The sequence below is a fragment of the Cupriavidus sp. SK-3 genome, assembly GCF_000611145.1.
In the GTDB taxonomy this organism is placed as follows: domain Bacteria; phylum Pseudomonadota; class Gammaproteobacteria; order Burkholderiales; family Burkholderiaceae; genus Cupriavidus.
This window is the reverse complement of record NZ_JFJV02000284.1, coordinates 25752-39363: the sequence shown is the minus strand read 5'-3', so window position 1 is coordinate 39363 and position 13612 is coordinate 25752. Positions and strand designations below refer to the sequence as shown.

The window sequence follows — 13612 nt, the reverse complement described above, 5'->3', positions numbered from 1 at the left end:
TGCCCATACACCACTCTTGACGTTAGCTCGGCATCCTGGGTGGCGCCCTTGTCCTGACCGCATTCTTCGCTGCGAGCGCACAAGCCGAAACGCCGGAGAGCTACCCTAGCAAGCCTGTTCGGATGATTGTGCCGCTGCCTGCGGGCGGAGCCACGGACAGCATGGCCCGCACACTCGCAGAGCGGCTCTCCGCAGCGACCGGGCAACCCTTCGTCGTCGAGAACCGTCCGGGTGCGTCTGGTTCCATCGGCGCGGATGCGGTTGCCCGCGCAAAACCCGATGGCTACACGCTGATGGTGTCCATTGGAAGTGTTGTGTCCTTGGTCCCCTACACGACCAAGGTGTCCTACAAGCCAGATGCATTCTTGCCCATTACAGAGCTCGCGCGGACTCCGCAGGTTATGTACGCAAATCCCAAGATTCCGGCGAAAGACCTTGCCTCGCTGGTGAAGTGGGCCAAGGCGAATCCTGGAAAGCTCTCGTTCGCATCTTTTAGCGCCGGCACTCAGGGCCACTTTGCCGGCGTCCGTCTGAATCAGCTTGCCGGCATCGATATGCTTCACGTCGCATACAAAGGCTCGTCGCCGGCGATGCAGGATTTGATGGGGGGGCAGGTTCAGGTTATGTTTGACGCCGTCCTTCCGGCCATGAACTACGTGAAGGCTGGCAAGCTCCTGGCTCTCGCCACCGCGGGAACGGAGCGTTCCCCCTTCGCCCCGAATGTTCCGACGTTCCGCGAACTTGGCTACCCCGAGATGGAGCAGTTCAATGGCAACTTCGGCTTGTTTGCGCCGGCTGGTCTTTCTCCTGAACTGGCACGCCGACTCGAAACTCTCACGCGTCACGCAGTAAGCTCCCCCGAGTATCGCAGCCGGGTAAAGGAGTTCGGCCTTACCGAGCCAGACGCTACCCAGATTGCGACGTTCTCGAAGAAAGTTCGAGAAGACCAGGCAAAGTGGTCGAGCTTTGTCAATCGTATTGGCTACAAGCCGGAGATGTGAGTCGACCATGCAATTGCAACTTAACACCTACTGGTCTGAAGCCGACCTCTCGTCACGCGAGAAGATTCGAACGTTCGAAGAAGTCCCGCTCAACGAGCGGGGCTTGCCCGAAACAACCTATCAGATGCTGCATGACGGCTGCACAATCGACCCCGATAAGGTCGCTATCTGGTATATGCACACTGGTTGCGATACCCCCGAGAACGCTGAAGCCACAACGTACCGGCAACTCTGGCGCCGGGTTAACCAGACCGCCAACTTGCTGTCGTCGCTCGGCATTGGCAAAACTGACGTCGTCTCCTTGCTGATGCCCACTGTGACGGAATCCCAGTTTGTACTCTGGGGCGGCCAGGCTGCAGGCATCATCAATCCCGTCAATTGGATGCTCGATTCGAACATCCTAACCCACATGATTGGCTCCTCCGAAGCTCGCGTGCTCGCTGTATATGGAGGTGACGAACATATCGACCTTTGGCCGAAGGTGTCAGAAATGATTCGGTCGCTGCCGAAAATCAAGGCCGTGGTGAGCATCGGCGGCCGTCGCCCGCATATGCGGGAGCTCTCTGGCGTACCAGTGATTGACTACGAAGCCGTCATTGAGCAGTTTCCTGATGACCACCTCGCCAGCGGCAGGCAAATCGCAGGTTCCGACGTTGCAGCACTGTTCCATACCGGTGGCACTACCGGGACGCCGAAGCTCGCGCCGCAAACGCATAGCGCAGAAGTCTTCAGTACCTGGGCCTATGGCATGGTCTACGGAACCAAGGCGGAAGACGTTCGCAGTACAGGACTGCCCGTCTTCCATGTTGGCGGAGCACTTGCAGGTTGCCTGCATACACTGGTGAGAGGGGCAACACTGATTCTCATGACGTCGATTGGCTGGCGCCATCCGACAGCTGTGTCGAACTTCTGGAACACCGTGGAAGCGTTCCGCATTTCCGCGGCGGCACTCGTGCCAACCATCATCAATCAGCTGCTGAGACTGCCGATCGGGGGCGCCGATATTAGCAGTCTTCGTGTGGCCAGCACAGGGACAGCACCTCTTTCAGTGCATGTTGCAGAAAGCTTCAAGTCAAAGGTCGGAATCCCACTCCTCGAGACCTATGGGATGACCGAGTCGACCTCGGTAACGACATCCAACCCTCGCTTCGGTGTCAGAAAGACTGGCTCTGCCGGTCTTCCGTTCCCATACCAGAACATCAAAGCCGTTCACATCGATGCCCGGACCGGGTCCTTTACTGAATGCGCGCCAAATGAGGCCGGGAACATCGTCATTGAAGGTCCGGCAGTCTTCGGTGGCTACCTCGACCAAGCTGCGAACAACAAAGTGTTCCTGTCCGCAAAGTGGCTCGATACAGGCGACCTTGGCTACATCGACGAGGATGGTTACCTGTGGATTACCGGCCGGGCGAAGGATTTGATTATCCGTGGAGGACACAACATAGACCCTCGCATGATTGAGGAAGCCTTCTTCAAGCATCCTGACGTCATTGACGTTGCAGCCATCGGCGTACCCGATGCGTATGCCGGCGAAGTCCCGGGGGCGTACGTTGTGATGAAGGAGGACGCGCGGGTTGATGCAGAGGATTTGCTTCAGTTCGGAGCAAAAACCATCCCGGAGCGCGCTGCCGTGCCGAAGCACTACTTCCTGGTCAAAGAGCTTCCCAAGACGCCGCTGGGCAAGATCAACAAAGCCGCTCTGCGGGTAGATGCAACGCAGCGTGAATACTTGCGAGTTGTGCAAAGCCTGGGTATTGCGTCCTTGGAGAAGGTCGAAGCAGTTGACCAAGGAAGCGCCGGCGTTCGCTGCCGAATTCTACTGCGTAGCGGCCCCGGTCACGAGTCCGAGACAACTGCTATTCGTCAGGCACTCGGCGCTTTCACCATCCCGTACGACATTAGTTTCCTACAGTAGACAAGGCCAACCGGAGCGGTTGGGCGTGACGAATGCCCACCTGCTCCGACGGGGGAAGCTGCTTCAGGCAACTAACGTTCTAGCGAGCCGGTCGTTAATCAGCAGACTGGCCTGCTTCATAATCCGGCGCACGAGCTCCGCTACGCTCGGCACGTCATGGATAAGTCCGGCCACCATCCCGCAGCTCCAGGCTCCGGCATCCATGTCGCCATCAACCATGACCTTCGGATAGACGCCTGCGACCTGGTCAAAGATGTCCGAGATTTGCAGGTTCGAACCCTTCTCTGCCTCGACTTCCAACAGACGTTCGACACCCGCGTTCGTCAAAACACGCTCTGTGTTCCGAAGCGGACGCATGACAAGTCGCGTGTCGAGTTCGGAAGCGGCCACAATTGCGTCCTTGACGTTCTGGTGAACCGGGGCCTCCGTGGTGGCGATAAATCGTGTGCCCATGTTGATTCCCTCTGCGCCAAGAGCTAGTGCAGCGACTAGACTTCGACCATCAGCCATACCACCAGATGCGACAAATGGGATGGCGAGTGCTTCGGCTGCCAAAGGAAGCAGAACCATGTTTGGGATATCGTCCTCGCCTGGATGCCCGCCGCACTCGAAACCGTCGACGCTGACAGCGTCACACCCAATCTCCTGCGCCTTGGCCGCGTGGCGCACCGACGTGCACTTGTGAATGACCTTGATGCCAGCTTCCTTGAGAAGGCTCATGTATGGCTTCGGACTTCTTCCTGCGGTCTCCACGATACGCACCCCGCCTTGCTTGATGGCATCAATGTACTCGGCGTAGGGAGGGTCGGAAAAGGTAGGCAAGAATGTAAGGTTGACACCGAACGGCTTGTCCGTCATGTCGTGGCAACGCGCGATTTCGCGAGCCAGGGCTTCCGGTGTCTTTTGCGTGAGGCCGGTAATAAAGCCCAGCGCTCCGGCATTTGACACAGCTGACGCCAGTTCGGCGAATCCCACGTAGTGCATGCCGCCCTGGATAATCGGGTGCTCGATGCCAAAGAGTTCAGTAATGCGTGTCTTCATAGTTGTCTCTTCACTCCAATCATAGTCAATCGTCGACACCAGCTGAGGCTCTTTTTGCCTCGGCGGGCTCCTCACTACAGTGCTCTGGATGGAGGAGAACATCCGTCTCGAACAAGTTGTCCAAGCATCTCAAGCGTGCCCAAATCCAGTTCCTCCGCGAAAGCGACGCCGAAGTGGTGCAGCCAGGCAGCTACAAGAGCTTCCCGGTTGCTGTCGCGCGCCGAGTCCGCGGATTCGCCCTCCGCCAACGGCTTATCAAATTGATTCATCCAATTCTCCTCTGGATTCAGAGTCCTGTACTGGTCTTCCGTTCGGTTGCACGTGTAAGACCTCCGGCAAATCAAGCCACTCACTGGCCCACTGAGCGAGCGAGTCAAAGCATGGACCTAGAGCCATGCCGGCGTCTGTTAGATGGTATGTAAGCCTATTGCATCGCGCCCCTCGCCGTTCGAGCAATCCAATCTCAACCAAGAGCCTCAGCCGAACGGTAAGCGTGCTCGGCGCCACGCCAAGCGACTCTTCGAACTCGTCGAAATGCGTATATCCCGAGAGTGCTCCAGCCAAGATTCGAAGCGTCCATCGTTCGCCGAGAAGTTCCAGTGTCCTGGGAACTCGCTTATTCGTTGTAAGGTGTCCATATCTGTCCATCCCAGTCTCCTCTTTTTTCTCTACTGATGGTGGACAAAAAAAACCCGCGATTTTGCGCGGGGGAAACTGTTACCCGCATGGGGTTACAGGAGACATCTTGCCGGGTGGCTATCACCCGGCCTTCGTCAGAAATACAGTCGACTTAGCGTCTCTGCCACACAAACAGGCTTAGGGACACCGCGGGCTTCCATCGTGATGGCCCAGGTCAATGTGGCCACGGAGGAATCCGAAGCATCGACCGAGACTAGCCTGGCATGAACGCGAACCGCAGCACCCACCGGCACCGGTGCCGTGAAGCGAACACGATTGAGCCCGTAGTTCACACCCATGCGCACCCCGGTCACCTTGATAGTCTTTGCCATCAATGCTGGAAGCAGGGACAACGTAAGGAACCCATGAGCGACCGGACCGCCAAACGGCGATTCCTTCCTGGCCCTGTCAGGGTCCGTGTGAATCCACTGGTGGTCACCGGTAGCCTGGGCGAACTGACTGACATCACTCTGCGAGATTTCAATCCATTCGCTGGTGCCAACATCTTGACCGACCAGGGCCTTTAACGCGTCGAGCGATGCAATCTCCCTCATGGCAGACCCCGCTCAGCGGCCCTGGAAGTTCGCGGCACGACGCTCCGCAAACGACCGCAGACCTTCCTTGAAGTCCTCGGACGCAAACACCGTCTCGCGGATTCGGGGGATGCAGTCGATTGCAGCTTTTTCGCCCTGCTCGGTATACGTTAGCGCCGCCGCCTTAGCTGCACGCAGACCAATCGGAGCGTTCTTGCAGATGAGGTGAGCCAGTTCGATTGCACGCTCGCGATGCTTGCCGAACGGATGCACTTCCTGCACGAAGCCGATTTCGAGAGCGCGTTGCGCGTCGAACTCATCGCACAGGAAGAGGTGGTACATCGCGTTACCCCAGCCAGTGCGAGTCAGATAGCGGAAGTGCGCGCCGCCCAGCGGGGCGATACCCCGGCGGGACTCCATTTGGCAGAACCGGGCCGTATCCGCGGCAATCACGATGTCGCCCGCCAGCATCATTTCGATGCCGATGGTATAGGTGATGCCCTGCACCACGGAAATGACGGGCTTCGTGCAGCGCTTACGGAGACCAAAGGGGTCCACCTTATCGTTCGGAACGGGGCGGGCAGTGGCCGTCGGCCCAAAGAACTTAGGCATGTCCAGACCGGCGGTCGTGTGTTCGCCTTCCGGCGCCAGTACAGCGACCCAAAGGTCAGGGTCGTTCTCAAAAGCCGTGAGGTGGTCCCAGAGCTGCTCCATCATTTCCGGGGTAAAGGCGTTCTTCTTCGCCACGTTGTCGACGGAGATGATGGCCACATGGCCATCAACGGTCATCTTCACATCGCCTTGTGCTTGTTCGGTGCTCATGCTTTTCTCCAATTGGTTCGTTTGTTCGAGGGGTCGCTCAGACTGCAGTCAGTCCGCCGTCAACAGCCAGAATTTGGCCCGTGATGTGCTTGCCGGCATCGCTAGCAAACAGCAACGCAGCACCCTTCAGGTCATCTTCGTCGCCGATGCGCTGGAGCGGGGCGCGTTCCGACAACTTCTCCACACCGACCTTCTCAAGAGTTCCGCGCGTCATCTTCGATGGGAAGAATCCCGGAGCGAGGGCGTTGACCGTGATTCCGAACTGGCCCCACTCACCGGCCAGGCCGCGGGTGAAATTGACTACAGCGCCCTTGCTGGTGTTGTAAGCAAGGGTTCCCAGCGAGTTTGGCCCATTGCCCTTCAGACCGGCTATGGATGCCAGGTTAATGATCCGACCGTAGCGATTCGGAATCATCGAGCGCTTGCCAATCTGCTGTGTCACCAGGAAAACACTGCGCACATTCAGATTCAGTACCTTGTCCCATGCCTCCACTGGATGGTCCGCGGCGGGAGCGCCCCAGGTTGCGCCAGCATTGTTTACAAGAATGTCGACCCGGCGGAGCCGTGCAAGCGCCTCATCGACCAGCTTCGTGATGTCCGACTCCTTCTGGTTGTCAGCCGCCACCCAGTCAGCCTCAATTCCGAGCTGGCGCAGGTGAGCCTGTGCCGATTCGAGCGCGTCTGCCTTGCGCCCCGTAATCAGAATCTTTGCGCCTTGCTCGCCCAGCGCTTCCGCAATCTGCAGACCAAGACCGCTCGAGCCGCCCGTGATGAGTGCCGTCTTGCCAGTCAGGTCCAACGCTTTCTTGATGCTGCCCATGTCTCTTCTCCTATATGACGCTTAATGGATTGCTGCCCAGCGCTTTTCGCCGTGCATCACAACACTTCAAACAGACCGGCAGCACCTTGGCCACCGCCGACGCACATCGTAACGACCACGTACTTGACTCCGCGGCGCTTACCTTCAATCAGCGCATGGCCGACCAGCCTGGTGCCGGATACCCCATATGGATGGCCGACAGCGATGGCGCCGCCATCGACGTTCAGCTTGTCATGGGGAATGCCCAGCTTTTCCGCGCAGTACAGCACCTGGACTGCGAACGCCTCGTTCAATTCCCACAGGCCGATGTCGTCGGCGCTCAGACCGGCGCGCTTCAGCAGCTTCGGAACTGCGAAGACTGGTCCGATGCCCATTTCGTCAGGTTCGCACCCGGCGACGGCAAAGCCTCGGAAGGCGCCTAGCGGCGTATGCCCATGTCGCTCGGCGTACTGTCCGTCCATGACCACAACGGCAGCCGAGCCGTCGGAGAATTGACTTGCGTTGCCTGCGGTCACGACGCCACCCGGCATGGCCGAACGAATCTTTGCCACTCCTTCGATGGTAGTGTCGGCCCGGATGCCTTCGTCTGCAGAGATGGTGATTTCACGGGAAGCGAAGCCACCACGCGCTTCGTCATAGACCGACATGGTGGTGGTCATCGGCACGATTTCCGCATCGAAGCGGCCAGCTTGTTGCGCTGCGGCTGCGCGGAGCTGACTCTGTACCCCATACTCGTCTTGCCGCTCACGCGAAATGCCGTAGCGTTTGGCTACCTGCTCTGCGGTCTGAAGCATGTTCCAGTACGCTTCGGGCTTGATAGTCCTAAGTGCCGGGTCCTCGGCCATAAACCGGTTCACATGCGGCTGGACACAAGAGATGCTCTCCACACCGCCGGCGACAATCACGTCGCCTTCGCCAGTTAGGACACGCTGCGATGCCATCGCCACAGCCTGCAGTCCAGAAGCACAAAAGCGATTGACAGAAACACCTGGAACGTGGACGGGAAGGCCGGCCGTAAGGGCAATACGGCGCGCGATGTTTCCGCCCGTAGTACCTTCCAGCAACGAACTGCCCATAATCACGTCTTCGACTGCGTTGGGGTCGACACCAGCACGCTGTACTGCATGCTTCACCGAGTGGGCTCCCAGGGAAGCGCCGTGCGTACTGTTGAACGCGCCCTTCCAACTCTTGGCCAGGCCCGTACGCGCGACGGAAACGATAACTGCTTCTTTCATGATGAAACTCGCTTTGATGGGATATCAGGGATTGAAGCGACCGCCCTCGGCTGCCAGGCTCTGAATGAGCTTCGCTGGCGGCTGGCCGGCTTGCTCCATGGCGCGCGCCACGCTGTACAGTCCGACGGTGTCCGCGTAAAGCATCGGACCACCACGCCAGGTGGGAAAGCCGTAACCGTTGAGATAGACGAGGTCAATGTCCGATGCCCTGGCTGCAATGCCCTCTTCAAGAATCCGTGCCCCCTCGTCCACGAGTGCAAAGATGAGTCGCTGGACAATTTCCTCCTGAGAGAACTTGCGACGGGTAACACCTTTCTCCGTCCAGTAGGCCTCCAGCAGCTCTTTGACGGCCTGCGCGGGAACAGGCTTGCGTTCGCCGGCCTTGTAGTCGTACCAGCCCGCACTGGTCTTCTGACCAAAGCGACCCGACTCGCACAATCTGTCCGCCACTTCAGAGCGTGGCGAGGATGGGTCTTCTGCGTAACGACGCTTGCGAATCGCCCAGCCGATATCGTTGCCTGCCAGGTCACTCATTCGGAACGGACCCATGGCCATTCCGAACGCCTCAACTGCGCGGTCCACCTCTTCGGGATAGGCGCCCTGCTGCACAAGCAGCTGTGCCTGTTGGCCGTACTTCGCAATCATTCGATTTCCGATGAAGCCATCGCAGACGCCCGAAACCACGGCAACCTTTCCGATGCGCTTGGCGATTTGCATTGACGTCGCAAGAACGTCGGGGCCCGTCTTGGCACCGCGCACCACTTCCAGGAGACGCATAACGTTCGCCGGACTGAAGAAATGCAGCCCCACAACATCCGCAGGGCGCGAGACCACGTTCGCAATGGCATCCAGGTCCAGCGTGGAAGTATTGCTGGCGAGAATTGCTCCGTCCTTCATGACTGCGTCGAGCTCCTGGAACACCGCCTTCTTGAGCTCCATGTCTTCGAAGACGGCCTCAACGACCAGGTCGGTGTCGCCGATTTCCTTTAGCCCAACGACTGGCTGAAGCAGGTCCATCCGCTTCTCGACCACGTCCTGGGAGAGCTTCCCCTTCTTGACCGTCGCCTCGTAGTTGTGGCGAATGGTTGCCACCGCCTTTTCTGCCAGTGTGTCAGTGGTTTCCGACAGCTTCACGGGAATGCCAGCATTGAGGAAGCACATGGCAATCCCGGTGCCCATCGTGCCTCCGCCCAGTACTGCCACCTTCTCGATAGTGCGCAGAGGCGTACCCTCTGGAAGATCGTCAATCTTCTGCGCGGCGCGTTCTGCAAAGAAGGCATGGCGCAGTGACTTCGACACGCTGCCGTCCATCAGCTCCAGAAAACTGCGGCGCTCCTGTGCGAGTCCATCGTCAAACTTCTGGAACACGGCGGCATGAATGGCCTGAAGTGCGTGTTGCGGCGCCGGATAATTGGGTTGCTTTGCGACAATCGACGTACGCACGAACTCAAGGAATGCTTCAGGGTTCTGATGCTCGACGCGTTTGTCGCGAATGCGCGGATAGGGACCAGGACGGCCTGCTACTTCACGTGCGAAGTCTGCCGCGTTACCGAGCAGTTCGCCGTCAAAGAACCGGTCAAAAAGCCCGCTGTCCTTCAGTACCTCCGATTTCACCGATGCCCCGGTGACAATCATGTTGGTCGCACGTTCAAGACCAATTACTCGTGGCAGGCGCTGTGTGCCGCCCGCACCCGGCAGCAGCCCCATTCGCACCTCGGAGAGCGCAATTTGCGCTCCCGGGATACCTACGCGATAGTGGCAAGCCAGGGCCAGCTCGAGGCCGCCGCCCATAGCAACCGAATGGATGGCAGCCACTACCGGCTTCGGGCAGTCTTCAATTACCGAAAGTACGGTGTTCAGTCCCGGGTCGCGGCGTGCCTGCGGATTGTTGAACTCTCGCATATCGGCGCCACCCGAGAAAGCCTTCCCGGAACCGGATAGAACAATACCCGTGACCTCGGGGTCTTTTACAGCACGGTCGATGCTGTCGACGATTCCAAGGCGCGTGGAATAGCCGAGGCCATTGACAGGCGGGTTCGCGAGCAAGATGACGGCAATGCCGTCGGTGACATGGTATTCAGTACTCATGACAAGAAACTCCGGGGTGATGGGATGGCCGGGCGCGGGGCGCATAGCCGCTGCCGCGTTAGCGCGAGCGGGAAAGAAAGCCGTTAAAGATTGCTTGCGCGTCTTCAGTCGCTCGCAAAGCCTGAAAGATGTCGCGCTCCTTCTGAATCCTCGACTCGATGAGTTCACGCGACGCGGACTTGAGAAGTTGCCGGGTAGCCGACAATGCTGCGGGTGGCTTCTTGGCGAGAGAACGCGCAATAGAGTCCACCTCCTCAAACACCATGTCGTTGGGAAGCACTCGGTTCACTAGTCCTGCCTTCTGAGCCTCTCCCGCCAGCACGAACGAGCCAAGGAGCATCCATTCGCTTGCCTTCTGTTGGCCAACCAGTGCCGGCAGCAACAGCGTCGAACCAAACTCCGGGCAGAGTCCAAGGTCAACGAAGGGGAATCGGATACGCGCGTCTTCGGATGCCACCACGTAGTCGCAATGGAGGAGGACAGTCGCCCCAATGCCGACCGCGTATCCACAGACCGCAGCAACTATGGGCTTCTGCAGCGACGTCACCGCCTTCATGAACCGTACCGACGCCAGCTTCTCTTGTCCCGAACCATCATCAGCAAAATCCTGGATGTCGTTACCGCTGCTGAACACCGTCGGTGTTCCGCGCAGTACTATGACGCGCACACTGTCGTCGCGGCCGGCATCTTCCAAGGCCAGCGCCAGAGTCAGGTACATCTCCTGGGTGAGCGCGTTCTTCTTCTCCGCCCTGGACATCGACAGTGTCAGGACGCCGTTCTGATTTCTCGCTTGAATATGTTTCATCATGGCTTTCGTGTGTTTGCGTAGCGCTGGTTCCGTCAGCCCAAGCCGTATGCGTTCAGTTCCGTGGACTTTTCTTGCGCGCAGAAGCAGGAAGAATCAGGAGCTGGATTGGGAACACTCCGAGCACGGCGCGAACGGTCTGGCTCGTCTCCTCAGCGATTTGACTCGGCAGAGCATCGAGCTCCACGACGCACACAATCCCTGATGCACCCCTGTCCTCTACCCGCAGGTGAGCAACCGCAGAAAGCTCCGCGCGTTCTAGTGCAGCTCGCATGACGCGCTCTGCAGCATCTACACGCAGAACGTTCTTCTGCACCTTGCCGACCGCGGTCTTTGGCAATGTCGGCAGGACGTAACAGGCCTTTGGAATCGCCGCCCGCTCCGGAATGAAGTCGGCGGATTGTGCGAGCACCTGCTCCGCAGTGCTGTTAGCGAAAGCCTTCAACGCGATATACGCGTACGGAACCTCGCCCGACTTTTCGTCCGGTGCTGCTACCACGGCGGCCTCCAGAACGTCGGGGGGCGAATAAATTGCCTCCTCCAACTGCCGCTCCGAGAGCGGCACCGCGTCGAACGCACGAATCTTCGCAAGGGTCGACAAATCAGCGTCGACCCAGTAGTTGGCTTCCTGCCTCATCGTGTCTCGCTCCATCTGACATACCGCGATGCGGACTGTCTTGCCCTATCCTGGGCTTATGCTGCAAAGGCAAGCGGATTCATGACTGCGGAGGATTCCACTCGAATGCGTGGCAGCAATGCTCGCGACTCGGGAAGGAGGCAAGCAAAGTAGAATTGCGCTGTGGCGAGCTTGCCTGCGTAGAAGCTGTCGCTGACCTTCGTGGACGCCACAATCGCGGTGCGTGCCCAGAAGTGCGCGAACATCAGATGTCCAATCAGGCGCAGGTACGCAGCCGACGAGGTACCTGGTTGGCAAGGGTCGATTCGGGCGGAATCGAGAATGAACTGGGTTTCCGCCTCGACGTCATCGCAGAGCTGCGCAAGAGTACGCCCCATATCGCCAATCGCATTGTCCGAGGTCCCCTCTTCGTGAGCGAGGCATTGGCCGGCAGATTCCCGAACGATTGCAAGGAGTTTTCGGAGCACACGAGCCCCATCAGCCAACACCTTCCGACTGACGAGGTCGTTCGCCTGGACGCCGTTCGTACCTTCGTAGATTGGGAGGATGCGTGCGTCGCGCAGCAACTGCTCAGCGCCGGTTTCCGTGATGAATCCTGCACCGCCGTGCACCTGCATGCCGAGGCTCGTGACTTCCACACCGTTGTCTGTAAGGAATGCCTTTGCCACAGGGGTCAGAAGCGCCAGCAGGCCTTCAGCTTCTTGTGCAACTTGCGCATCGAGGCTGTTGTGGTGGATGTCAATTTGCAGCGCCAGCCAGTAGGCAAAAGCCCGGCCACCCTCCACCAGGGCCCGCTGCGTCAATAACATCCGACGTACATCCGGCAGCAAGATAATCGGGTCCGGTCCGGTTGAGCCTGCGGGGCTCATCGGTGCGCGGCTCTGCAGCCGTTCCTGCGAGTAACGGAGCGCTCGTTGATAGGCCGTTTCCGACAGCCCCATCGCTTGCGTACCCGTGCCAAGTCGCGCACCGTTCATCATGACAAACATCGCCGGGAGTCCCTTGCCTGGCTCGCCAATGAGGTAGCCAGTGGCCGCCTCGAAGTTCATCACGCAGGTGGCATTCCCGTGAATGCCCATCTTTCGCTCTAGCGACCCACACTGGACACCGTTCCGGGTTGCCGGCTTTCCATCGGGGTCAAGCAGGAACTTGGGTACGATGAAGAGCGAGATTCCTCGTACGCCAGGTGCCGCATCCGGTAAGCGGGCCAACACGAGATGCACGATATTGCTAGCCAAATCGTGCTCTCCGGACGAGATGAAAATCTTGGTGCCGGTAATGGCGAAAGAGCCATCGTCGTTCGGCACTGCGCGGGTGCGCAAAAGGCCGAGGTCTGTACCGCAATGCGGCTCGGTCAGGCACATGGTGCCGGTCCACTCTCCAGATGCCAGCGGACTGAGGAATGTCGCCTTTTGCCAGGCGGAGCCATTTGCGCGAATGCAGCGATACGCTCCCTCGGACAACTTCGGATACAGGGACCATGCCGAGTTACTCGAGGCGAGCATCTCACTTACCGCGGTCCCGACGATTTGAGGAAGACCCTGACCACCGTCGTCTACGTCACAGACCAGTCCACTCCACCCGTCGGTAGCGTAACGGCTGTGTGCCTCGCGAAATCCAGGCGCTGTTTTGACGTTGCCTGCGTCAAATTGGCAGCCGTGAAGGTCCCCTATCGGATTGAGCGGCGCGAGGACCTCTGCACAGAAGCGCCCGGCGCCATCGAGTACCTGGTCAGCGGTCTCACGGTCAATTGCCTTCTCCGAGCATGTCCGTGCGAGCACGCCCTCCATATCGAGCAACTCGTGCATCACAAATTGCATGTCGCGTAACGGCGGAACGTAGTTGCCACTCATGGGGTCTCCATTGATGCTTGTGTGTCTTTAGGTGTATGGAGTCTGGCATGTGGTCGGGTTGGGGGCCTGTCAGATTTCCCCGCGCGGCTTGTCAGCGTTTTCTGATGTGCCGTTGTGTCTCAGCCGAGGTTCTGCTGTAATCCAATCGAGTGCAACGACGATGCACAGGAAAAACAAGGTGGTG

General features: G+C 58.9%; 13 protein-coding genes. 2 read left to right on the top strand and 11 right to left on the bottom strand.

Annotated features, from left to right (window positions below; genetic code table 11):
• Positions 1 to 161: 161 nt before the first annotated feature.
• Complete coding sequence (locus CF70_RS31350) at positions 162 to 1001, top strand: tripartite tricarboxylate transporter substrate binding protein (RefSeq protein WP_160172315.1); 840 nt, start codon at positions 162 to 164, stop codon at positions 999 to 1001.
• Between the two features lie 7 nt (positions 1002 to 1008).
• Positions 1009 to 2916 (top strand): acyl-CoA synthetase, encoded by a 1908-nt coding sequence (locus CF70_RS31345; RefSeq protein WP_051649288.1) that lies wholly within the window; start codon positions 1009 to 1011, stop codon positions 2914 to 2916.
• Positions 2917 to 2979: 63 nt separating this feature from the next.
• Here the strand turns inward: CF70_RS31345 and CF70_RS31340 are convergent, their stop codons facing one another.
• The 11 genes from CF70_RS31340 to CF70_RS31300 form a co-directional block, all read right to left on the bottom strand.
• The gene (locus CF70_RS31340) at positions 2980 to 3957 is read right to left on the bottom strand and encodes an NAD(P)H-dependent flavin oxidoreductase (RefSeq protein ID WP_035875043.1); all 978 of its coding nucleotides are present in this window, start codon (positions 3955 to 3957) and stop codon (positions 2980 to 2982) included.
• Between the two features lie 74 nt (positions 3958 to 4031).
• Complete coding sequence (locus CF70_RS36380) at positions 4032 to 4226, bottom strand: hypothetical protein (RefSeq protein ID WP_152561971.1); 195 nt, start codon at positions 4224 to 4226, stop codon at positions 4032 to 4034.
• Positions 4213 to 4605 carry a winged helix-turn-helix transcriptional regulator gene (locus CF70_RS39130; RefSeq protein WP_081862449.1) on the bottom strand — a complete coding sequence of 131 codons (393 nt, stop codon included), beginning with the start codon at positions 4603 to 4605 and terminating at the stop codon, positions 4213 to 4215. Before CF70_RS39130 ends, CF70_RS36380 begins: the two co-directional genes overlap by 14 nt.
• 125 nt (positions 4606 to 4730) lie before the next feature.
• Positions 4731 to 5189 (bottom strand): MaoC family dehydratase, encoded by a 459-nt coding sequence (locus CF70_RS31335; protein ID WP_035875023.1) that lies wholly within the window; start codon positions 5187 to 5189, stop codon positions 4731 to 4733.
• Positions 5190 to 5201: 12 nt separating this feature from the next.
• Positions 5202 to 5990: a crotonase/enoyl-CoA hydratase family protein gene (locus CF70_RS31330; protein ID WP_035875021.1), complete on the bottom strand. Its 789-nt coding sequence runs from the start codon at positions 5988 to 5990 to the stop codon at positions 5202 to 5204.
• 37 nt (positions 5991 to 6027) lie between these two features.
• The gene (locus CF70_RS31325) at positions 6028 to 6810 is read right to left on the bottom strand and encodes an SDR family oxidoreductase (RefSeq protein ID WP_035875019.1); all 783 of its coding nucleotides are present in this window, start codon (positions 6808 to 6810) and stop codon (positions 6028 to 6030) included.
• A gap of 56 nt (positions 6811 to 6866) precedes the next feature.
• A complete protein-coding gene (locus CF70_RS31320; RefSeq protein WP_035875016.1) occupies positions 6867 to 8045 on the bottom strand; it encodes an acetyl-CoA C-acyltransferase in 1179 nt (392 codons plus the stop codon).
• Positions 8046 to 8069: 24 nt separating this feature from the next.
• On the bottom strand, positions 8070 to 10133 hold the full coding sequence (locus CF70_RS31315; protein ID WP_035875041.1) for a 3-hydroxyacyl-CoA dehydrogenase NAD-binding domain-containing protein: 2064 nt from the start codon (positions 10131 to 10133) through the stop codon (positions 8070 to 8072).
• 58 nt (positions 10134 to 10191) lie between these two features.
• Positions 10192 to 10941: an enoyl-CoA hydratase gene (locus CF70_RS31310; RefSeq protein WP_035875013.1), complete on the bottom strand. Its 750-nt coding sequence runs from the start codon at positions 10939 to 10941 to the stop codon at positions 10192 to 10194.
• Between the two features lie 52 nt (positions 10942 to 10993).
• The gene (locus tag CF70_RS31305) at positions 10994 to 11575 is read right to left on the bottom strand and encodes an AMP-binding enzyme (RefSeq protein WP_160172314.1); all 582 of its coding nucleotides are present in this window, start codon (positions 11573 to 11575) and stop codon (positions 10994 to 10996) included.
• Positions 11576 to 11631: 56 nt separating this feature from the next.
• Positions 11632 to 13428, bottom strand: coding sequence for an acyl-CoA dehydrogenase C-terminal domain-containing protein (locus CF70_RS31300; protein ID WP_035875007.1), 1797 nt, complete (start codon positions 13426 to 13428; stop codon positions 11632 to 11634).
• Positions 13429 to 13612: the final 184 nt, after the last annotated feature.